The organism is Halosimplex halobium, from assembly GCF_051414055.1.
GTDB lineage: Archaea > Halobacteriota > Halobacteria > Halobacteriales > Haloarculaceae > Halosimplex > Halosimplex halobium.
Genome location: NZ_JBLKNX010000010.1, coordinates 128,061 through 149,850, shown reverse-complemented (window position 1 = coordinate 149,850; position 21,790 = coordinate 128,061). Strand labels below are relative to the sequence as shown.

The following is a 21,790-nucleotide window of genomic DNA, read 5'->3' as shown; positions in this document are numbered from 1 at the left end:
CAGCCGCGCGGATGTTTCCACTCGCATCGCAGCGGGGCGCGGCCTCACGAGTCAGATGCTCGCCGACGATCTGGAGGTGATAACTCGGTTCAAACTATGTCCGACAACAACATCGACATCGAGAGCGAGAACAGCATCCAACCGACGCTGCTCGAAGAAGGCGACGAGATTCGCATCGAGAGCATACCCACCGACGAGGAAGTCGTGGCGACGGTGAGCAGCGTTGAACACGCCCGCGACGAGCAGAAGCTCACCACCGTCCACCTCGAAGATATCGACCGGCGGCTGTTCCACGATGATGAGTGGCGGTGCGAACACGTCGAGTGCCGCGTTCGGCGCACCGGTCTTCCAACCACTGAGGAAATCATCGAATCCCTGAAGAGCGGCGAGCGACAGCCGGATGAAGCCGACGAGTACGTCGCCATCGAGGGCGACATAGAAGCCTATCACGAGGCCGCCGACGGCCGCGTGATTCTGCGTTACGTCCTGCAGATGGGTTGGGATATGGACGGCTCCCACGAGGGAGAGTTGCTCTCCGATGAGGAAGTGGACGAGATGACGCCCCACGACGTGACCGGCGATTGAGAATCACGACCGCTTTCTCACAGGCCAGCCGCGCTCGGCGCCACCCTTGCGGGTGCGGCGGTTCGACTCCGCCGGCGGCCCTCGTTGGTTCTGGAGGTGATTTGCAGGCAATAAAGCACTACTCCAATTATGTCCGACACAGACACCATCGATAGTTTGGAACAGCTCGCAAACGAATCTCGGGTAGAGACCTTTGACGCCACGTTGAACACCGTGCAGAACGCGCTGGAGATAGACGGCAACCGAATCAACCTCGGCCTCTGCATCGACTACGAGGAACACTTCGGCGGCGACGTCCGGTACTACACGTACCGGTGCGGGCCGTACGAAGTCGAGGTCAAGCGCGACGTGCGGAAGCAAGGTGGAACGAAGATCGCCGTCGAAGTGACCGACACGCGAACCGCCGACGTGGCGGGTGAGACGGTATGAGCGAGGAGAAGCGCACGGAGATGGAGAACTACGATCTCGATCCCACCCACGTGACCGTGGTAGTCAGGGAGGGTGGCCCCGAAGTCGCGCTCGTCACCGTCGAGGCAGACGTGTTCCACCACGCGATGAGCGAGGCGGAGGAGCGCATCGAGGGGGAGTATGATGGGACGTGGTACGCTGAAGGCCGTCTCGACGACTATCTCGCCTGCGCGGAGAGCCGCGACATCTCGATTCTCCGCTGAACTTCCGACCGCCCTCACAAGCTATCCGCGCTCGGCGGCCACCACATCGTGTGGTGCTCGGGTTCGACTCCCGGGGCGGCCCTGACGTTTTGATGCTTCTGCGGCGACTGGAGGTGATCAATCTACCGACAAACTATGTCCGACACAGACACATCTACGGACAGCATCGACATCGAAGAAATCAGCGACGGAGACGTGCTGCACCTCGAAAACAAGGTTGGTGAGGAAGAGGAAGTTCTGGAAGTCGAACACGCGGGGCACGCGATGGTTTGGTTGACGAATGATAAGCGATTGTTCCACGAGGACGACGGCGAGAAGTGGACGTATGAGGGCATTCCCTGCACCGTGACGCACGTCCACGATGGGAGCGAAAGCCCGTGGGCAGACCTCTTCGACAGCGACGCTGGCTGCGACACGCCGGCGGATAACCGATGAGCTACGATTGTCCGGAGTGTGAGATGAAGGAGGCGGTCTCCGCCGACGTCCACGAGTACAGGTGTGACTCGTGCGGCCTGTCGTGGGACAGCCTGCTGGAGTTCGCCCATCACGAGCCGCAAACAGACAGCGGTCAGCAAACCCTCACCTCGGTAGCCACTCCGGGGGATCAGGCGTGAATGACTCCTGCGTTCACTGCGGTGATGGGGCGCTCTGCTACGTTGAAGACGTGCCGTTCTGCGAGGAGTGTTTCACCGAGTTGGAGGAGATGATGGAGTACCTGCCCATCGACGAGGAGGAAGAAGAGGCTGACAGTCAAACCACTCTCGACGGCTTCTCGGACGAACCCTCGTCCGGGGATAACGGATGACGTTTGAGCGGACGTGGATTGAGGAGGTTGACGAAGACAGGATGATCGTGAAAACCGAGCCGCATCATCAAGCCGTCCGCGAGTACTGGTTCGACAGGCGTGGCGAAGCGTGGGCGCCTTCAGGGCACGTGACGGGGCACGTCATCGAGTACTTGCGGATGAATGTTGACGAGCCTGTTTTGAATCGCCGCCTCGGCGACGGTCAACTCCAACTCCACGACTTCAGCGTGGAGGTGGCAGACCGCGCCGAGGTCATCGCCGTCGCCTAAGGCGGCAGAGACTCCTTCTACTGACAAACACGTATTACCGCGCAGTACAGCGTTTCTCCGGCGGGGTGTCAAGCAGTGTACTTTTCCGGAAGCCGTTCCAACATACAGTTGCAGTCGTGGCAGAGACAGAAGACCAGTCCAAATCAGGCAGCGACATCAACCGAATCGGTTTGGCGACGAGATGGAGGGTCATCGATGATCTCGGAGAGCTAGACGACCACGAGATGTACGGGTTGGGTATGGCCACCGGGTACCTCGAGTCCCGATGGAGCAACCTGCGTCCCGGCGACATCGAGCGGGTCTCCGACGAAATCATCCGCGATCCCCTCCACGTTCCCGACGAGCCGAACGACATGGAGCGCAAGTTCATCGAGCGACGTGACCTGCTCGCGGAGGCGCTGGCAGATATGAAGTTCGAGGGCAGACTCTGATGCCGCAGTTTACTTAACTTTCTCATAACAGTATTTCACGCTGCAGTACCGCGCTTTTCTGTCGCGGTGTCAAGCAGTGTACTTATCTGAGGGACAGCCCTAATTCCGATGCAGTCGTGTCGAAGCAGTCTGCAGACGTGAACTCGACTTGGATGCACGCAGACGGATTCCATCGGGAATTGCCTTCCGAAGAACGACTCGCATTTGTCCACGAGGAGATCGTCATCAAGTGGGCAGACGAGCACCCCGAGTGGCTGGACGACATCCGCCCGCGGATGCTCGAAGAGCCCGAGAGCTGGCCGTCCGATCTCAACGAGGCGGAGCGTCGGTTCATCAGTCAGAAGCAGGCCGCCCTCGCGGTGGGTGATGACGAGTGATCCGAATCGATGCACCGCGCCGGTTCGCGCATGGGCAGGCGCTCGGTAGACTGGAGCAGAAAGAGGACGAGAAGGTTGACGCCGACGACGAGAGGATCGACGAGATGCTGCAGGCACCAGTTGAGGACGTGGAGTTGGAGCAGTACGAGTACAGCAGCTCACACGTGCAGTCGGAGCCAACCGCCGGTGAGCAAGTTGCCGTCGTGGAGAACAGAGAGGGCATCAGGTGGCACGTGTCCCACCGCAACATCGACAGCGAAAACGTGCCGGAACACGTCCGCCGCGCCGCCCGGCTGGCGCTGGACTGAGGATTAAGCCGCTTTCACCGTTTTCTTTCCACAGTTCACCGCAAACTGCCGTACAACGACCCTTTACACTTCACCTTCCAACACTTCAACAGGAATGGTCGAGCCGGAGCTGGACAATTCGGTACTCGGCGTCGAGTCGGTAGAAAGTCTGAAAGCCGTCGACGTCGCCACGGACGCCGTTCTCGTCCACGCCGACAAATGCAACTCATCAAAATCTGCATACGAAATCAGGAGCGCGTGTCAACATCTCACAGAAGATGACGGCGAACCTCGTCAAGATGATTCCCCGCTCGCCGTCTCCGTTGTTAGAACGGCTGATTGAGGACGCACAGAAAATCCATCAGCAACGACCCATACTGCAAGAGACGCTCGCTACCGCTACGCAACCGAGGTGTGAGGGCCAACTAAAGACGAATGCTCGCGGTTGATGCGTTCCTCGTCCTCCTCGCTGAGAGCGTAATTGATCGTCATAGTGGCACGGTAGGCCGGCCGGCATCTAAGTGCTCCCAACTGCTCGTTGATAATCGCGACTGCGAATCGGCGCATCGAATATGCTCGAATCCTCGAAATCGGATATGGAAGATCGCATCAGCGATATTCACGGCGCACTCGTTAACCTCCACGGCGAACCGGAGCCACCTCGGGATATGCATCCGGTTGACTCCTTAATCCACACGATCCTAAGTCAGAACACGAGCGACGAGAACAGAGACAACGCGTGGGACGATCTTGTCTCCGAATTCGGGCATAATTACGAGGCCATCGAGAACGCCGACCACGACGAACTGGCCGATGCCATCAGAACCGCCGGACTCGCCAATCAGAAGGCCTCGCGTATTCAGGATTCTCTCCGTACTATCCGCGAACACACCGGCGGCGAATACTCTCTTGAGTTCATCAAAGAGATGGACGTGGACGAGGCGCAGTCGTGGTTGACGAATATCAAGGGGATCGGAGACAAGACTGCCGGTATCATCTTGCTCTTCCGGTTCGGTATGGACTACTTCCCCGTCGACACGCACTGTGAGCGGTTGGCGAAGCGGTTCGACTTGATCCCTGAAGACGCCAGCTACGCTCGTGCGCACGAGTTGCTCACTGAGCACGTGCCATCCGACGTCAAGTACAGCTTCCACCGGCTGTTGATCGACCACGGCCGCGCCTACTGCACCGCCCGGGACGCGGACTGCAGCAACCCGGTGTGCGAGCAGTTCTGCGACTGCGAGTACTGCTGATGTGTATAGAATCTATTTACGCGACTTTGTTTACAACCAGAAGTCCGAGCGGATCGTCGCGCTGGCCGAGCGGGTCCGCGAGGCGTACGGCGGCGCGGACGGCTTCGACGAGTTCGTCAAGACGGGCGACCCGGCCGAAGTCCGCGAGACGCTGCTGGACATGAACGGCGTCGGGCCGAAGACCGCCGACTGCGTCCTGCTGTTCTCGGGCGGGCGCGGCGGCGTCTTCCCGGTCGACACCCACGTCCACCGGATCGCCCGGCGGATGGGGCTGGCGCCCGCCGACGCCGACCACGAGGGCGTCCGCGAGGCGCTGGAGGCCGCGGTCCCCGACGAGAAGTGCGGGTTCGGTCACACCGCGATGATCCAGTTCGGCCGCGAGTACTGCTCGGCGCGCAAGCCGGCCTGTCTCGACGACCCGGAGGCCTGCCCGCTCGCGGATCTCTGCGACCGGGTCGGGGTCACGCCGGCGACGGGAGAGGTGGTCGACCCGGCCGAAGCGGCCGCCGACTGAGAAACGAGGTGGGTGACTGGACGGGCGCGGATCGTCAGCGGGGAGCGGGGGACGGGACGGGGGCGAAACGTCAGCGGGGGACCGGGGACGGACAGTGCGGACGAGCGACGGTCAGTCCCTCGTGACGAGCGGGGCGGTCACGTCGCCGAACGTGGACCCGTCGTCGGCCGTGGACCCGTCGTCGGCCGTGGTCCCGCCGCTCGCGGCGGTCCCGTTGCCGGCCGCGGTCACGTTGCCGGCCGCGGTCACGTTCCCGACCGTCGCGTTCGCAGCCGTGGCGTTGCCGGCGGTGGCGTTCGCGGCCGTCGCGTTCGCGGCGGCGGTCGCCTCCTCGATCGGGTCGTCGGTGTACCAGACCTGTAGCGAGCGGTAGGCCGAGGCGCGGGAGGGCACCTCGGGCGCGTCGCCGCGGTAGAGGTACGCGCGCAGTCGGCTCGGCGCCTCGCCGGGCGCCGGTTCGGGGACGAACTCCAGGTACCGGACGGCGCCGTCGCGCAGCGAGAAGTCCGCGCGGGCCTGTCCCGTCGCCGAGCGGACGACCGTCACGTTGTCCTCGCGGACGACCGTCTCGCGGACGAGGACGAGCGTGTAGTCAGTGCGCTCGCCCTCGTCGCTGGCGACCTCGAAGTACAGCGAGCGGTTGGCGTCGACGGCGTCGGTGTAGTTGGCGGTGACGTACTCGCCCGTGGTGTTCTCCGTCAGCACGGCGAACTCGGTGAACTGCTCGTCGGTCCCGGCCCCGTTCGTGTCGGTCGTCGCGAGGACGGCCGTCGCGCCGACGGCGCTGGCGACCAGCAGGAGCGCGAGCACGAAGGTGGCCGAGAGCCGCGGGCGGAAGACGCCGGCGACCGACCCCAGCGGGAGCGACGGCGCGTAGCGCAGGTGCGCAGGCACCCGCCGGCGCCGGTAGACGGCGACGGCGACGGCGGCCAGCGTCGCGACGGTGAGCCCCGCGAGGGTGGGGAGCGGGCGGATGCCCCACGGGCTCGCGTTGACGGCCAGCGCGACGGCGGCGACGACGGCGACGCTCGCGACGACCGTCAGGCCGGCCCGGACCGCGGGGTCGATCGCGTCGACGGACGAACCGTCGGCGGGCGAGGCGGTCGCGCGCGGCCGCCGGGGGTCGGCGCTGCCCCCGCCGCGCGGGTACAGCGCGGCGACGACCGCGTAGCCCGGCGCCAGCAGGACGACGGGCAGCCCCAGCGCGAGGCGCAGGGGGGGCACGTCGACCGACAGCGCGACGACGAGGTCGAAGGCGGCGACGCCCGCGACGACCAGCGCGAGGTCGGCGACGCCGCCGAGGCGTGATGATGACTCGTAGTTCATGGTGTCAGGCCCCCGGTCGAGTACACAGTTCGGCGTCCTGGTTCTGGTAGACGTGGTTGCTCCCGACGGGGCAGATCTGGTCGCGGTCGACCTGGCGGGTCACCACGGCGCCGCCGGCGGCAGTGAACATCGGTGCGCCCGTCGACTGGTAGTCGCGGTAGACCACCCTGTCGTAGGGCGGGTCCGTCCCGTCGACGCGGGTGAGGTTGATCGTGTCGCTGAAATGCGCGCCGCTGCTCTTGAACGCGGTCCGCCAGGGGTGGTCGGTGAAGACCGCGTCGACGCTGGCGGGCGTCGTCTCGCCGATGGAGTGCATGGCGACGATCTCCGACTCGGAGTAGGCGTACTTCGGCCACTGCTCGTCGAAGGTCGGGTCGTCGAGCGTCGCCTTCTCGCCGGCGACCATCGCGAACGGGAAGACCAGCAGGAGCACGACCAGGCCGGCGGCCGCGACGCGCCCCGAGAACCGCGTCCCGAGGTACCGCAGGCCGACGGCGCCGACGACCGCCATCAGCGCGTAGGCGAACGCGAACCACCGGCCGGGGAGGAACGTGCGGATCCCGAACAGCGGCAGCCCCAGCGAGAAGAACAGCATCGCGCCGATGGCGACCACGAGCGTGTGGGCGGCCTGGGGCGAGCGGTGGCGCCGGACCAGCGCGAGCCCCCCGAGGACCGCCGCGAACAGGAGCACGAGGAAGCCGACGGCGTCGACGTACGTCGCCACGCGGCGCATCAGCTCCGACGCGGGCGCGCTGCCGGCGACCGCGGCGGCGCCGGCGCCTTCGCTCCCGGCGAGGTTCAGGAAACCCGCGGAGGTCTGCAGCGTCAGCGCGACCAGCCCGACCATACGCGTGAGGAACGGCTCGCCGTTCCAGGGCGTGGCCATCCAGATCCCGCCCGTGAAAAGGAGGTGGAAGGCGAACGCCCAGTGGAGGCCGACGACGCCCGGCGAGGTCCGGGAGGCGCCGTCGGTGATCGGGTCGCCGGACTCGGGGCCGAGCCCCATCGAGCCCGAGAGCCCGCCAGAGGGGGTGACCCAGCCGACGCGGCCGACGAGCACCTGCGCGAGGACGGCCGAGCCGACGAACACCAGCGAGACGAACGCCGCCACCTGGTGGGTGAGCGTGACCGCGACGATCGACCCGGCCAGCAGCGCCCAGTCGGCCCGCCCGGTCTCGGCGTGGAGCAGGCGCGCGACCGCGAAGACGACCCCGAGGAAGAACACGAGCCCGAGGCTCGTCGGGATGACGTGCATCCCCCAGCGGATCGCCTGGTCGGTCATCGCGAACGCGCCGGCCGCGAACAGCGCCCACCGGGCGTCCACGAAGTACCGGGCGGTGCCGTAGACGAGCAGCACCGAGAGCACGACCGTGCTCCCGACGACCAGGTACAGCGAGAGGCGCAGGTCGACGCCGAGCAGGTCCGAGCCGACGACGGTGACCAGGTGGTGGAACGGGGCGAAGAGGTACTTCGCGCCGGCCAGCGGCGCGAGCGAGTCGGCGGTCCCGACGGACGCCGCGTACTGGGTCGTGTGCTCCCAGCTGTCGACGCCGACGAACCCGGGCGTCGTGAACAGGCCGGTGAACCGCACGACGAACGCGTGGGCCAGCACCTGCGCGAGCACCAGCCGCTCGTCGAGCGCCTCGGCCGACAGGAAGACGGTCTGCAGCAGGACGAACGCGCCGACCGCGCCGCTCGCGACGATGACGGCGAGCGTCCGCGTCCCGGCCAGGGCGGCCCAGGTCGCGATCCCGACCAGCGCGATCCCGGTCAGTTCGGCCGCCGCGACGCCCCCCGCGTCGAGGGTCGGCCGCCGGCGCTCGGCGGCGGTGTCCCGCCGGACCGAGACGAGATAGAGGCCGCAGGCCGCGCCGAGGACGACCGGGATCGTCCGGACGTACACCGAGGAGGTCAGGACGGCCAGCGGGAGCAGCCCCACCGCGACGACGAGGCCGACGACCGCGACCGCCACGTCGAAGCGCGCGCTGGGCAGCCAGCTCGTCGGGCGCCGGTTCACGCGGCGGTCACCTCCCCGTCGAGCGCGTCGTCGTCCCCGTTGAGGACGCCGTCGTCGCCGCCGAGCGCGTTGCCGTCCCCGCCGAGCGCGCGCTCGTAGACGCCGATCAGGTCCTCGCCCATGCGGTCGAGGCCGAACTCCCGGGCGCGGTCGCGACCCGTGGGTTCGGTCGTCGGCGCCAGCGCCGCGGCCAGCGCGTCGGCCAGCCCCGCGTCGGTGTCGGCGACCGCCGAGCACTCGGCCCCCGCGAGCAGGTCGGGCACGTCGCCGACGGGCGTCGCGACGACCGGCAGGTTACACGCGAGCGCCTCCTTGACGGCGTTGGGCGACCCCTCGCGCTCGGAGGTCAGAAGCATGGCGTCGGCGGCGTTCATGTACGTCGGTACCGCCTCGTGGGGGACGCCCGAGACCGCGTGGAGTTCGACGGGTCCGTCGACCGCCGGCCGCGCCCGCTCGACCACCCGCTCGGCGCGCGGGTAGTTCTTCTCCGCACGCTCGGTATCGTACGGGAAGAGGACGTGTCTGGCGTCGGGATCCCAGTCGACCGCGTCGACGGCCGCCTCGCGGGGTCCGGGGGCGAACCGCTCGGTGTCGATCCCGTGGGGGACGACCGTCGCGTCGCGGTCGAGTGCGCCCGCCATCTCCTCGGACATGACGACCACCTCGTCGGCGAAGCGGGCGCACTGCTCGCTGAGGGTCCCGTAGGGCCCCAGCAGGTCCGACCCCCACAGCGAGAGGACGACCGGCCGTACCGGCTGTGCCAGCGCCGCCGGCGCCGTCAACCCGTAGTTGGCGTGGACGAGGTCGATGTCGGGACCGCGGGCGGCCCTGAGCACCCGGGCGTAGAAGCGTGCGTACTCCGCCAGCGACCGCTCGCGGCTCTCCCCCGGGACCGGGACGACGGTACAGGAGACGCCGTTGCGCTCCAGCACCTCCACTTGCTGTTCGAAAAACGGTCTGCGCGACGTGACCAGCTGAAGCGTTCGGACCATCTATCGGAACACCGTCCGTCGCGCCCCTCGCGACGCGGGCACCGATGTGGCCGGCGACCGGTGACCGCGGCCGGCCGGCTGGTTCGAACCCCTCGGCTGTGCTGTGCTGTCGAGCCCGTTCACACCCCAACCGTTCCCCGGTTCACCCATTGTAATGATGCGACTACGCCCCCGATCACCCGGACTAACGGCGCCCGCGCCCGCTCGCGGGCGATCCCGCCACCCTCGAAGAGAGCATATAACGACGCTGGAACCGGCGATGTCGCCGGGCGACGGTCGGCGAGTGGCGGCCGGCTGACGCCGGCGCAGTCGGGGCTCCGAGCCGGACTCAGACCATGAGCCGAACTCAGGACCACGAGCCGGTCACGTCTTCGAGCGCGCCGCGCATCTCGAGGCGGATCCCCCCGTGGGCGAGCAACAGGAGCGCGTAGACGGCGACGCCCGCCCCGACGCCGAGGGCGACGCGCTGCCAGCCGCCCGGCAGATGCGGCCGCAGGGCGTAGACGGTCACGCCCATGACCGCCGCCGACCCGACGCTCCAGCCGACCCGCCGCCAGGGGACGACCACGTCGACGAACCGCGTGACGTAGGTGAGCGCGACGACCGCGGCGGTCGCCGCCGACAGCGTCGTCGCGACCGCGGCCCCGAGGATGCCGAACTGCGGCACCAGCGCGACGTTGAGGACGAGGTTCGTCACGATGGCCGCCATGCTCCCCCGGTAGCCGAGGCTGGGCTTGTCCATCGCGAACAGCGACGGGCCCAGCACCAGCTGGACCGACCGCAGGATCTTCTCGGTCATGAAGACGACCAGGACCGGGTAGGCGACGACCGTCTCCGGGCCGAACAGCGTGCCGAGTACTTCGCGGCCGAGGACGACCGCGCCGGCGAACGCGGGGATCGTCAGGTACAGCGGGATCTGCAGCCACTGCTCGAAGGCCGACTCGATCCGGTCGAGGCGGTCCTCGGCGTGCCACTGGGAGATCTGCGGGAACAGCGAGGTGCGGATCGCCTCGGTGAGCATCATCGCGACGCTGGCGACCCGCCAGGCGATCTCGTAGGCGCCGACGAGCTCGACCCCGACGAACAGCCGGAGGATCGCCACGTCCATCCACTGGTAGACGAAGCCGCCGACGTTCCCGACGAACACGTACCGGCCGAAGTCGACGAGGCTCCGGGCCCGCGAGAGACTGGGCAGCCCCACCGACAGGTCCATCCGGACGAGCGCGCCCAGCGCCGTCGCGAACCGCCCGGCGCTGTAGGCGACGATGAGCGCCCGCGCCCCCCAGCCCTGCTCGACGAGTGCGACGCCCACCGCGACCCACGTGACCTTGCCGAGCACCTTCAGCGCGGCGTTGCGGTCGACGCGCATCTGCCCGGCGAGCAGCCGCAGGGTGATCCCCCGGCTCTGTGCCGCGAGGAGCCCGAGGATCACCAGCGGCACGACCCCCTGGACGCCGACGTACGACTCGACGCGGGGGGCCAGCAACACCAGCGCGCCGACCCACGGGAGCATCAACAGCCCCTTCGTGCAGGCGGCGGTCGAGAGGATCTCCCCGGTCGCGCCGTCGGCGGAGAGCTGCTTCTCGGCGGCCTTCGAGATGCCCAGATCGATCGGGATGCCGAGCATCCCGACGACCGCCTGGAAGACGAAAAACGACCCCATGGGACCGGTGCCGAGCGTCTGCGTGAACCAGGCGATCGCGGCGAACTCGACGAGCGCGAGGACGATGCTGCCGGAGAACAGCTTCAGAACGGAGTCGCGCAGGTCCATGGGCTACGTCGCGACACCCGCGGCCGGCCCGGGGTCGAACTCGCCGCGGGCGCAGGGAGCTGTCGGCGCTGTCCGACCGGAGTCTCGTGCGTGCCGGCCGCAGTCGACCGGTTCGTCCCGGCCGTCGGCCGGCTCGTCCTCGCCGGTCGGCCGTCCACCGGGGACGGGCTGACCGGCGGGGACGGACCGGCCGGGAGGGGCGGATCGACCGAGCGGCGTCCACCGGCTCGCGCGGATGCAGGTCATTCACCTCGCCCGTCCACGAGCGCTCCCCCTTGTTAAACGCCCGTTACCCCGGAGTAGGCCGGACGTACCGCGGGAGTACGGCCATCATAGCTAATGGCGAGAGTCCGGTCGGGCCGCGTATGGACAGCGAGCGCCCCAACGTGTTGTTCGTCTGCGTCGACGCGCTGCGGAGCGACTTCGCCTTCGGCGACTACGGGGCCGACAAGCCCCTCTTCGAGTTCCTCGAACGCGAGGGAACGGCCTTCGACACCATGATCGCCGCGGCGTCGTCGACGACGCCCTGCGTCGCCAGCTACATGACCGGCACCTACCCGCCCGAGCACGGCGTCCTCTCGCTGCGGGACTTCTCGCTTTCCGACGGCGTCACGACGCTCGCCGAGGCGTTCGACGCCGCCGGCTACGACACGTCGGCGTCGGTCACCGGTCCGATCACCGACGACACCGGCCTCGACGCGGGCTTCGACAGCTACGACTACCGCCAGCGCGACACCACCGTCTACACCGACTGGTTCGACGAGTACCGGCGGGAACTCGACGAGGCCGAGGGGCCGTGGTTCAGGTATCTCCACCTCTGGGAGGCCCACGTCCACAAGGACCTGCCGCCGGACGCCGACGACGAGGAGATCGACTACGACGCGGCCGTCCGCGGCGTCTTCGAGCAGCTCCAGCGCCTCCTCGAGGTCGTCGACCTCTCGGAGACGGTCGTGGCGGTCACCGGCGACCACGGCGAGGCGTTCGCCGACGGCACCTGGCGCCACCGCGCGTCGATCGTCGGGTTCAACCAGGTCCCGATCCCCTTCACCGACAAGCGCACGCGCAACGTCCGCAGCGACGTGTACGACCAGTACCTCCGCCCGCGCGGCATCGAGACGGAGGACTGGTACAACTCCCTGCGGCGGGCCAGCGCCACCGAGTTCCCCAACGCCTTCCACCGCATCGGCCACGGCTACCACGTCTACGACTTCCTCACGCGGGTGCCGTTCGCCGTCGCCGGCCCCGGGGTCCCCGCCGAGGGCCGCGTGACCGACCAGATCCGCTCGGTCGACATCTTCCCGACGCTGCTCGACGCGGCCGGCGTCGACCGGCCCGCCGACGTGTCCGGCCAGGACATCCTCTCGAAGCCCATCGAGCACCGGCCGGCGCACGTCCGCGCGGTCGGGGCCTCCGGCGAGCGCGAGCGGTGGCTCGACGGCGTCCGCTACGACGGCTGGAAGTACGTCCAGGGCCGCGACCGCGAGCTGTGCCAGCTGTTCGACCTCGAGTCCGACCCGAAGGAACTGGAGAACGTCGCCGACGACCACCCCGAGGTCGTCGAGCGACTGCGCGACATCGTCGACGAGCACGTCGCCCGCGAGCGCCAGCTGGAGACGGCGTCGGTCTCGGAGGGCGCAGAACAGCGGATGACCAGCCGGCTGGAGGACCTGGGCTACCTGTAACGCGTCGAAACGGAGAATCCCTGGCGGACCGGAGCGGGGCCGCGTCGGGAACCGCGCCGCGAGTGCATGCTGGACAGTCCCGATCCGGGCCACCCGAGTCGACTCGCGGAGGGCCGAGCAGGTGTCCCGACGGTCGACAGTCGGTGTCCCGGAGATCGACGGTCAGTGTCCCGGCGGTCGACAGTCGTTACCGCGGACAGCCGATCGTCGGGTCGGAGGGCCGCTTCGGGCCGTAGTGGTTGGTGTCGAAGTTCAGGTTCTTGAACTCGTTCGAGTGGGGCTGGATGATCGACTCCGTGCCCCGTCCCGGCGCCGGTTTCTTCGGGTTGTGGAACCAGTTGTGGTGGATGTCCGCGATATCGTCGGGGACCCCGCGGATGCTGACGTGGGACTCGGGGTCCTCCCCGGAGTTGAGGTGCTTCGTCGGGACGAACGTGTTGTGGTGGATCTCGAGGGTCGCGCCGCCCGGGCGGTGGGTCCCGACCTGGTAAGCGATGGCGTCCTCGCCGAAGTGGTTGTAGCGCACCTCGTAGCCGGCGGTGCCCTCGTTGGCGACGGAGTGGCGGTTGAGGTTGAAGCGGTTGTACTCGACCAGCGTACTGCCGCCGCCGATACAGACGATGCCGTAGCCGAGGCCGTCCATCGCGTTGGTGTGGATGTACGAGTGGTGGATCCGGGCCGAGTGCAGCAGTTTCACGCCCGAGTAGCTGAACCCGGAGACCTCGACGTTGTCGATCTCGCAGCCCCTGCCCTTGACGACGACGCCGCTGTGGACCGGGCGGTCGTACTCGACGTACTCGTCGATCGAGCCGGTGACACGGAGGCCGGTGATCCGGACCTGGTGCTCGGTGTGGAGCGGGCCCTCGCCGTAGACCTCGTCGGCGCGGATCTCCCCGCCTTCGGCCCCGTCGATGCCGCGGTTCGAGGCCAGCGTCACGCCCGCGGGGATCGTCAGCTCCCGGTCGGGCACGTTGATGCTCGCGTCGGGCGCGACGTACACCACGTCGCCGCTGGACGCGCTGTTCAGCGCCGATTCGAGTTCGCTCAGCGTCGAGACGACCGTGGTGGCGGCCGACTGCGGGACCGCGTCGGGGTAGCCGTCGCCGCCGCCCAGCACGTCGCTCGCCGCGGGCAGCGACTGGACGGTCTTCCCCTTCGCGACCGCACCGGGGTCGACGCGCGTCCCGTCGACGCGGACCTCGAAGTCGCCGCTCGTCGGCGAGAACGACGTGATCCGGCCCTGGAACGTGTAGGTGTCGCGGCCCCACGAGCCGACCGCGCCGGTCGCGGTCTGGGTGCCGTCGCCGTTCTCCGCGACGGTGTCGTTGCCCTCGGCGTCGCCGCGGACGGGTTCGACCGCGCCGGTCGCGGTGAACTCGTAGTTGACCGCCGCCGAGCCGGTGCTGTCGATCTCGATCCGGCGGCGACCACCCGACCCCTGTGCTGCTCGCCCGCCGCGGGCGAGCAGCGGCGCCCCCACCGCGGCCGCGGCCGCGGTCAGGAACGACCGTCGCCCCAGCCCGCCCGAACGGCCCGGTAAGCTGTGGTTACGGTCGTCTCGTCGTTCGTCGTCTGTCGGTTCGCTCTGGTTTCCGAACACCATATCGCGGTAAGCCTCCCGTTCCGGGATAAGGCTACCTGCGGCTGCGGTGCCCGGAGCCCACAGTTGCGCGCCGGATCCGTACCGGACCCGTCCGGTTAGTTGCGGCTTCTCGCGCTCTTGCGTAGGAACGGCCTACCCGAGACGGCCGACGAGCGGGGAACGCGCCCGCTCGCCCGTTCGTCGGCGGTCCCAGGGTAACCGCGCCGTCGCTGCGGGAAACGTGCGGTTACTCGCGCGCCCGAGAAGGAGAATCCGGTCGCGGCGGGGACGGAGCGGTCCCGTCAGCGGGAGAGCGGGACGACGGCGTCAGGGACAGCCGATGTCGTCGTCCGCGGGTTCGTCGGACCCGTAGTGGTTGTTCCGGTAGTCGAGGTTCGTGAACTCCTCGACGTGGGGCTGGATGACCGACTCCGTGCCCCGGCCGGGGGACGGTCGCTCGGGGTTGTAGAACCAGTTGTGGTGGATGTCCGCGATATCGTCGGGCTCCCCGCGGATGCTGACGTGGGACTCGGGGTCCTCCCCGGAGTTGAGGTGCAGGGTGGGGACGAACGTGTTGTGGTGGATCTCGAGGGTCGTCCCGCCCGGGCGGTGGGTCCCGACCTGGTAAGCGATGGCGTCCTCGCCGAAGTGGTTGTAGCGCACCTCGTAGCCCGCGTAGCCGCGGCTGGCGACGGAGTGGCGGTTGAGGTTGAACTCGTTGTACTCGACGAGGGTGTCGCCGCCCTCCTGGTTGCAGACGATGCCGTAGCCGAGCCCGCCCATCGCGTTGGTGTGGATGTGCGAGTGGTGGACGTAGGCGGGCTCCTGGAGCTTGACGCCGCCGTAGGTGAACCCGGAGATCTCGACGTTGTCGACCTCGCAGCCGGTCCCCTTGACGGTCAGGCCGCTGTGGACCGGGCGGCTGAACTCGACGTACTCGTCGATCGAGCCGGTGATCCGCAGGCCCGTGACGCGCACGTCGTCTTCGGTCTGGAGCGGGCCCTCGCCGTAGACCTCGTCGGCGCGGATCTCCCCGCCCTTCGCCCCGTCGATGCCGCGGTTCGAGGCCAGCGTCACGCCCGCGGGGATCGTCAGCTCCCGGTCGGGCACGTTGATGCTCGCGTCGGGCGCGACGTACACCACGTCGCCGCTGGACGCGCTGTTCAGCGCCGACGCGAGTTCGTCCCGCGTCGAGACGACGGTGTCCGCCGCCGACTCGGGCACGGTGCCCGAGTAGCCCTCGCCGCCGCCCATGACGACGGCCGGTTCGGGCGCCTCGTACTGGCTCAGGTCGACGGCGTCGCCCTCGATCCGCACCTCGGCGTGGTCGACGTCCGGCCCGAACGACAGCAGTTCGCCGCGGAACCGGTACGTGTCGCCGTAGCCGTTGCCGGTGAAGCCGTCGGCGGTCCAGGTCCCGTCGTCGTTCTCGGTGACCGAGTCGTTGTCGCCGGCGGCGTTCTCCTCGGCGTCGGTGACGCGCGTGATCTCGCCGGTGGTCGTGAAGGTGTAATCAAGCTCCGAGGGGTCCTCCGTGGTCAGCACCTCGATCGTGCGCTGTTCCGGTCGGAACTGGTCGAGGTCGACGACCGAGCCGTCGACCCGCACCTCCGCGTAGTCCGTCACCGGGCCGAAGTCGGTGAGCTCCCCCTCGAAGGTGTAGGTGTCGCCGTAGCCGTTGCCGGTGTACCCGTCGGCGGTCCAGGTCCCGTCGTCGTTCTGCGAGACGCTGTCGTTGTCGCCGGCGGCGTTTTCCTCGGCATCGGTGACGCGCGTGATCTCGCCGGTGGTCGTGAAGGTGTAGTCCAGTTGCGAGGGGTCCTCCGTGGTCAGCACCTCGATCGTGTGTCGCTCGGGTTCGGAGTCGGTGGCGGTCGACTCGAACTGGCTCAGGTCGATAGCGGTGCCGTCGACCCGCACCTCGACGAACTCCTCGACCGGACCGAAGTCGGTGAGCTCCCCGTCGAAGTAGTAGGTGTCGCCGTAGCCGTTGCCGGTGTACCCGTCGGCGGTCCAGGTCCCGTCGTCGTTCTGCGAGACGCTGTCGTTGTCGCCGGCGGCGTTCTCCTCGGCGTCGTAGTTCGGTTCGATCTCGCCGGTGGTCGTGAAGGTGTAATCAAGCTCCGAGGGGTCCTCCGTGGTCAGCACCTCGATCGTGTGCTCGTACTCGGCGACGAGGTCGTCGACGGTGACGGCCTCGCCGTCGAGGTAGAGCTGGTAGGCGCCCGTCGCGGAGAAGTCGACGACGCGGCCGGCGACGGTGTAGGCGTCGCCGAAGCCGTTGCCGGTCGTCCCGGTCGCGGTCCAGGTGCCGTCGTCGTTCTCGACGACTGTGTCGTTGCCCTCCGCGGAGTTGCGGCCGTTCCCGGTGTCCGGGGTGATCTCCCCGGTCGCCGTGAACTCGTAGTCGACCGCGAGGTCGCCCGTCTCGGTCGTCTCGCCCGTCGAGACGATCTCGAGGTGGCGTGTCGTCGGCGCGCCCGCGGCCTCGCCGCCGAACAGCGCGCCGGCCGCCGCGGCCCCCGCCCCGATCTTCAGGAACGAGCGGCGGTCGAACCACTCGTCCGGTGGTAGCCGATTGCGACGAGTTTCCTCGCTCGTACTATCCGGTTCGTTCTGGTTACCGTTCACCATATCGCTGGTAAGCCCGATCTACTGAGAAAAGGCTACCTGCAGGGAGGCTACCCGATACCGCCGGATCGTGGGGTGTTACCTTCGGTTCCGTACCGGTCGGTTACGGGATACGTGCCGGATCGCGACGGGCCAGCGCCGGTCGACGTGCCCTGCGACCGGACCGCGGCCGCCGCCGCCCGCCGCGAACGGCCGACCGGTAAGGGACGATTTCGACCGCCGTCGCGAGCGGTAATCGGTCGTTACTCGGCGATTACCGCCGGTTCGGCGGTCCGACCCGGGGCCGTTCGACCCGTCGACGAGTGTTCCTGCCCGTCGTCGGCGAACGTTCCCGCCTGTCGCCCGAGAACGTGCCTGCCCGTCGTCCCCGACCGGTGCGCCGCGGCCCGCGAGCGCTCACCCACCGTCGGCGGCCGGCGTGGTGTCCCCGCCCGGTTGCAGGGTCTCGATCGAGAGGTTACGGCGTTCGACGGAGGCGTTCTCGGTCTCGATCGGGCGGCCGGTCACCCGGATCGTCGAGCCGACGACGGTGCAGTTCTCGGAGTCGACGAGGACGATCCCGTTGCGGTCGGTCCCTGACTGGTCGATCCGGCAGTCCCGCAGGGTGGTCCCCGGACGGTCGGCGATCTTGACGGCCGCACCCCCGCTGGCGCCCCCGGTGATCGTGACGTCATCGAAGGTGAGCGGCGCCTTCGACCCGCCGTTGCTGGCGTCGGTCGCGTCGATCGCGTTGAAGTCGTCGCGGTCGACCCTGATCGTCGTGTTCCGGACGACCGAACTGCCGTGTTCCGGGTGGTAGGAGATCGCGCCGAACCCGGGGCCGGCGTTCTCGCCGATCCTGACCTCGCAGTTCTCGACCAGCTGGTCGCTGCGGGCCCGGAGCCGGATCCCGCGGACGTTGAGGTGGTGGTCCGAGGGGCTCGGGGGCACCTCGTCGACGACGACGAGCACGTCCTTGACCGTCGACCCGGTCGAGCCGATCCGGACGTTGGCGATGTTGTTGTTCTCGTAGCGGCCGCCCCGGACGTGGATGTCGCCGTTGTTGCCGGTGTAGCCCTCGAGCCGCTGGCCGGGTGCCGACGCGTACAGCCCGTTGTTCGGGAAGTTCGCGATCTCGCAGTCGCGGAAGGTCAGCGAGCCCGCGTGGTCCTTGCCGACGAAGATGCCGACGCCGTTGCCGCCGTCGTGGCCGCCGCCGCGGGCGACGACCCGTTCGACCAGGCCCTTCCCCCGGGGGTTCTGCACCTCGAACCGGTAGGCGACGTGTTTGCGATCCGGGTTCCGGTCCGGCAGTTTTCCGTGGGTCTGCAGGTTCCGGGCGACGATGTTGCCCTCGGCGATCGTCCTGACGGCGCCGCCGACGCCGGACTCGGTGAAGTCGAACTCCAGGCCGTCGAGGAGGATGTCGCCCACGCGCCTGAAGTCGATGAAGTGGTTGCCGATCTCGTCGATCGGCCCGTTCGGGACGATGACCGTCCGCTCGTGGGGGATCGAGACGAGCCCGAACCCGGAGACGTTCTCGATCTCCATGTAGTCGAGCGCGTAGCGGCCGGCGGGGAAGTAGACGAGCGTGTCGTCGGCGATCGCGTCGGTGAGCACGTCGTTGACCGGCTCCTCCCCCTCCGGGTCGGCACCGGCGTCGACGACGTTGACGATCGAGTCGAACTGGTCGCCGTACTCGGCGACGACCTCCGGGATCGGGGTCGCCGTCGGCGTGCCGGTCGGCGTCGGCTCGGCCGTCGGGGTCGGCGTGTCCGTCAGCCTGACGGGGCCCGCCCGCGTCCCCGCCCCCTCCCGGTCGGTCTGCTCGCGGTCGTTCGACCCACACCCGGCCGCGCCGACCCCCAGCGCGGCCGCTACTGTCCCTCCGAGGAATCGTCGCCGTGACAACCGATCGGGAACCATTTGCTTGTTTCTGGATCTTCGGGGCATTTGTTATGTCGTCTGTACTCCGCGTAGGAGCCCGATAACCCGCGATATCGACGACGACAGAACGAGACGGGCCACCGCCGGGCTCGCGCCGTCACTGCCGCTCGGCGACCGGCCGCGGGGCGTCGACCTCGGCGGACTGCCGCGGGGCGGCGCCCCCCGCGAGCTGCGACCGGATCACGTCGGTCGTGTCGACGCAGTCGTCGAGCAGCCGCTCGCGGCGGCCCGCCCAGTCGACTTCGTCGTGGTCGGCGAGGATCGAGCTCGCCCGCCGCAGCGCCTCGGCCTGGCGGTCCTCGCCGGTGGTGTTGACGACGAGGCCGTACTCCGACTCCAGCGCCCGGAGGTAGCCCAGTTCGAGCGTCGAGGCGTAGACGGCGGGCGTCCCGAGGACCGCCGACTCGGCGGCCATCGTCGCGCTCTCGCCGACGAAGAGATCCGCGTGAGCCAGCAGGTGGTGCATGTCCTCGGGCGGGACGGTCGCCCGCCGGTCGGCCAGATCCGGCGGCAGGTCGGCCTCGGCGGTGATCACCACCCGCGCGCCGTGGCGTTCGAGCTCGTCGACGACCGCGCGGGCGTCCGCGAAGCCGCCGCCGCCCACGTCGTGCAGCGCCTCCCAGGCGACCAGCCGCAGGACGACGAGCCGCTGGTCCGGATCGATCCCGGCGTCGGCGACGACCGACGGGTCCGGCTCGAACCGGTCGGGGTGGAGGTAGGCGAGTTCGTGGAACCCGGGGTAGGTTACCTGCTTGTCGCCGAGGTCGTCCATGTACACCTCGGGCGTACAGACCCGGTCGGCGAACGGGAACGTGAGCCGGTTCCCCAGCGTCGCGTGCTCGGTGTCGGTGAACACGACCGACCGGCAGGAAAGCAGCGTCGCGACGTGTGCGACCGCCGGCTCGCCGATGGCGGTCAGCACGTCCGGGTCCGCCCGGCGGGCCCGCCGGAGGAGGGCGAGCTCGTAGCGCAACTGCGAGCGCGCCAGCGAGGGCAGCGAGTCGCTGGCCGGCGCGAGCACCTCGTAGTCGATGCCGTAGCTCTCCAGCAGGTCGGCGGCCAGCTCCACGTCGCGCATGAACACCGAGACATCGTGGCCGGCCGCCTCCAGCTCCCCGATGGCCTCGCGGAAGAAGTGGACGTGCGCCGGGTGCTGGATGGTCACGAAGACCCGCATTCAGACCTCCCCGACGCCCTCGTAGCGCAGTCCCGCCGCCTCGACGGCCTCGGCGTCGAAGACGTCGCGGCCGTCGACGACCGCCGACGCGCCCAGCTCGGCGAACCGTTCGGGGCCTAGGTCGGCGAACGCCTCGTGGTCGGTGACGACGACGACGGCGTCGACCGGCTGGTACGGCGACGCGACCGACGACTCCTCGGCGAGGACCGGGTCGTAGGTCTCGACGGTCACGTCGTAGTCGGCCAGCCTCTCCCGGATCGGGAAGTAGGGGCTGTTGCGGTCGTCGGCGAGGTCGGGTTTGAACGCCCGGCCGAGCAACAGTACGGTGGCGTCCTGCGGGAGGACCCGCTCGCGCGTCAGCGCGTCGACGGTCATGTCGGCGACGTACTCGGGCATCTGGTTGTTGATCGTCCGCGCGACGGTCAGCAGCTCGTGGGTGAACCCGGCGTCCTCGGCCTCGCCGATGAGGAGGTGCGGGTCGACGGGGATGCAGTGGCCGCCGACGCCGGCGCCCGGCTCGAAGGCCATGAACCCGAACGGCTTGGTGCTCGCGGCGTCGATGGCCGCGCGGGCGTCCACGTCCAGCGAGTCCAGCGAGACGGCGATCTCGTTGGCGAACGCGATGTTGATGTCGCGGAAGGCGTTCTCGACGATCTTCGACACCTCCGCGATCTCGACGCTCTCGACAGGGTGGACCTCGGCGTCGAGCAGGCGGTCGTAGAACGCGGCCGCCCGCGCCAGCCCCTCGTCGGTGAGCGCGCCGACCACGCGCGGGATGGCCTCCAGCGGCCACGCCTCGTTGCCGGGGTCGACCCGCTCGGGCGCGGCCGCGAGGTAGTAGTCGGTCCCGGACTCCAGGCCGTACGTGTCGAAGACCTCGGCGATCTCCCGGCGGACGGTCCCCGGCGGGACGGTCGACTCGACGACGACGAGACAGGGGTCGGCGGCGTCGCGGCTCCGCAGCCCCTCGCCGACGGTCTCGCTGGCCGCCCGGAGCGGCCCGAGGTCGACCCGTTCCGCGCCGTCGACCGGCGTCGGGACCGTGACGACGCAGGTGTCCGCCCCGGCCGCGACCGCCGCGCCGTCCGTCGTCGCCGAGACCCGCTCGCCGTCGTCGACCGCCAGGTACTCCCCGTCCTCGATCCGCTCGACGACCGCCGGGTCCACGTCGACGCAGGCGACCGACCGGCCGCGCTCGACGGCCAGCTCCGCGACCTCCTTGCCGACGAACCCGACGCCGTAGATGCCGATGCTCATACGCCACCCCACCGGAGCGGCCGGGAATGTTATTATCAGCTTACGGACGATTACGGGGCGTCGACGGGTCGGGGCGGACCGGTATACCGCCTCTAGCGCCGCGCTCCCGCTCGACGGGCGGTCCCCGGGTGTGAACCGGTGACGGCCGGCGGCGCTCGCGGTCCGCTGGGTCGCTCTGGCCGCCGTCCGCCGGTCGCCGGCGGGGCGATCACGGGCGGGTGACCGGGGCGGCGAGCG

At 68.9% G+C, this 21,790-nt stretch carries 21 protein-coding genes and 1 pseudogene; 13 read left to right on the top strand and 9 right to left on the bottom strand.

Annotated elements, in window-relative coordinates; genetic code table 11:
* Positions 1-96 precede the first annotated feature (96 nt).
* From ACMGFG_RS12040 to ACMGFG_RS11985, 12 genes and pseudogenes are all read left to right on the top strand, one after another.
* A complete protein-coding gene (locus tag ACMGFG_RS12040; protein WP_436930574.1) occupies positions 97-585 on the top strand; it encodes a hypothetical protein in 489 nt (162 codons plus the stop codon).
* A gap of 129 nt (positions 586-714) precedes the next feature.
* Positions 715-1,014, top strand: coding sequence for a hypothetical protein (locus tag ACMGFG_RS12035; protein ID WP_436930573.1), 300 nt, complete (start codon positions 715-717; stop codon positions 1,012-1,014).
* Positions 1,011-1,256, top strand: a complete 246-nt coding sequence (locus tag ACMGFG_RS12030; RefSeq protein ID WP_436930572.1) for a hypothetical protein — start codon at positions 1,011-1,013, stop codon at positions 1,254-1,256. The genes ACMGFG_RS12035 and ACMGFG_RS12030 overlap by 4 nt, the downstream gene beginning before the upstream one ends.
* 135 nt (positions 1,257-1,391) lie before the next feature.
* Entirely contained in the window at positions 1,392-1,691 is a 300-nt protein-coding gene (locus ACMGFG_RS12025; RefSeq protein ID WP_436930571.1) for a hypothetical protein, read from the top strand.
* 175 nt (positions 1,692-1,866) lie between these two features.
* On the top strand, positions 1,867-2,061 hold the full coding sequence (locus ACMGFG_RS12020) for a hypothetical protein (protein ID WP_436930570.1): 195 nt from the start codon (positions 1,867-1,869) through the stop codon (positions 2,059-2,061).
* Complete coding sequence (locus ACMGFG_RS12015; RefSeq protein ID WP_436930569.1) at positions 2,058-2,330, top strand: hypothetical protein; 273 nt, start codon at positions 2,058-2,060, stop codon at positions 2,328-2,330. Before ACMGFG_RS12020 ends, ACMGFG_RS12015 begins: the two co-directional genes overlap by 4 nt.
* Before the next feature lie 116 nt (positions 2,331-2,446).
* On the top strand, positions 2,447-2,761 hold the full coding sequence (locus ACMGFG_RS12010; protein ID WP_436930568.1) for a hypothetical protein: 315 nt from the start codon (positions 2,447-2,449) through the stop codon (positions 2,759-2,761).
* Positions 2,762-2,913: 152 nt separating this feature from the next.
* Positions 2,914-3,138: a hypothetical protein gene (locus tag ACMGFG_RS12005; protein WP_436930567.1), complete on the top strand. Its 225-nt coding sequence runs from the start codon at positions 2,914-2,916 to the stop codon at positions 3,136-3,138.
* Positions 3,135-3,446: a hypothetical protein gene (locus ACMGFG_RS12000; RefSeq protein ID WP_436930566.1), complete on the top strand. Its 312-nt coding sequence runs from the start codon at positions 3,135-3,137 to the stop codon at positions 3,444-3,446. Before ACMGFG_RS12005 ends, ACMGFG_RS12000 begins: the two co-directional genes overlap by 4 nt.
* Before the next feature lie 94 nt (positions 3,447-3,540).
* Positions 3,541-3,768 carry a hypothetical protein gene (locus ACMGFG_RS11995; protein ID WP_436930618.1) on the top strand — a complete coding sequence of 76 codons (228 nt, stop codon included), beginning with the start codon at positions 3,541-3,543 and terminating at the stop codon, positions 3,766-3,768.
* A 253-nt stretch (positions 3,769-4,021) separates the two neighbouring features.
* On the top strand, positions 4,022-4,678 hold the full coding sequence (locus tag ACMGFG_RS11990; protein ID WP_436930565.1) for an endonuclease III domain-containing protein: 657 nt from the start codon (positions 4,022-4,024) through the stop codon (positions 4,676-4,678).
* 28 nt (positions 4,679-4,706) lie between these two features.
* Positions 4,707-5,192: pseudogene (locus ACMGFG_RS11985) on the top strand (endonuclease III domain-containing protein); the annotation flags it as partial.
* Positions 5,193-5,303: 111 nt separating this feature from the next.
* Here the strand turns inward: ACMGFG_RS11985 and ACMGFG_RS11980 are convergent.
* The 4 genes from ACMGFG_RS11980 to ACMGFG_RS11965 form a co-directional block, all read right to left on the bottom strand.
* Positions 5,304-6,518: a DUF8471 domain-containing protein gene (locus ACMGFG_RS11980; protein ID WP_436930564.1), complete on the bottom strand. Its 1,215-nt coding sequence runs from the start codon at positions 6,516-6,518 to the stop codon at positions 5,304-5,306.
* 4 nt (positions 6,519-6,522) lie between these two features.
* A complete protein-coding gene (locus ACMGFG_RS11975; protein WP_436930563.1) occupies positions 6,523-8,535 on the bottom strand; it encodes a putative glycosyltransferase family protein in 2,013 nt (670 codons plus the stop codon).
* Positions 8,532-9,527 (bottom strand): glycosyltransferase, encoded by a 996-nt coding sequence (locus ACMGFG_RS11970; protein WP_436930562.1) that lies wholly within the window; start codon positions 9,525-9,527, stop codon positions 8,532-8,534. Before ACMGFG_RS11970 ends, ACMGFG_RS11975 begins: the two co-directional genes overlap by 4 nt.
* Positions 9,528-9,873: 346 nt before the next feature.
* Positions 9,874-11,298, bottom strand: a complete 1,425-nt coding sequence (locus ACMGFG_RS11965) for an oligosaccharide flippase family protein (protein ID WP_436930561.1) — start codon at positions 11,296-11,298, stop codon at positions 9,874-9,876.
* 365 nt (positions 11,299-11,663) lie between these two features.
* On the opposite strand from ACMGFG_RS11965, the gene ACMGFG_RS11960 reads away from it, so the two are divergent.
* On the top strand, positions 11,664-12,980 hold the full coding sequence (locus ACMGFG_RS11960) for a sulfatase family protein (RefSeq protein ID WP_436930560.1): 1,317 nt from the start codon (positions 11,664-11,666) through the stop codon (positions 12,978-12,980).
* A 187-nt stretch (positions 12,981-13,167) separates the two neighbouring features.
* On the opposite strand, the gene ACMGFG_RS11955 is transcribed toward ACMGFG_RS11960, so the two are convergent.
* The 5 genes from ACMGFG_RS11955 to ACMGFG_RS11935 form a co-directional block, all read right to left on the bottom strand.
* On the bottom strand, positions 13,168-14,583 hold the full coding sequence (locus ACMGFG_RS11955; RefSeq protein WP_436930559.1) for a right-handed parallel beta-helix repeat-containing protein: 1,416 nt from the start codon (positions 14,581-14,583) through the stop codon (positions 13,168-13,170).
* A gap of 306 nt (positions 14,584-14,889) precedes the next feature.
* Positions 14,890-17,196 carry a right-handed parallel beta-helix repeat-containing protein gene (locus tag ACMGFG_RS11950; RefSeq protein WP_436930558.1) on the bottom strand — a complete coding sequence of 769 codons (2,307 nt, stop codon included), beginning with the start codon at positions 17,194-17,196 and terminating at the stop codon, positions 14,890-14,892.
* A gap of 393 nt (positions 17,197-17,589) precedes the next feature.
* Positions 17,590-19,083, bottom strand: a complete 1,494-nt coding sequence (locus ACMGFG_RS11945; protein WP_436930557.1) for a right-handed parallel beta-helix repeat-containing protein — start codon at positions 19,081-19,083, stop codon at positions 17,590-17,592.
* A 133-nt stretch (positions 19,084-19,216) separates the two neighbouring features.
* On the bottom strand, positions 19,217-20,296 hold the full coding sequence (locus tag ACMGFG_RS11940) for a DUF354 domain-containing protein (protein ID WP_436930556.1): 1,080 nt from the start codon (positions 20,294-20,296) through the stop codon (positions 19,217-19,219).
* Positions 20,297-21,553, bottom strand: coding sequence for a nucleotide sugar dehydrogenase (locus tag ACMGFG_RS11935; RefSeq protein ID WP_436930555.1), 1,257 nt, complete (start codon positions 21,551-21,553; stop codon positions 20,297-20,299).
* Positions 21,554-21,790: the final 237 nt, after the last annotated feature.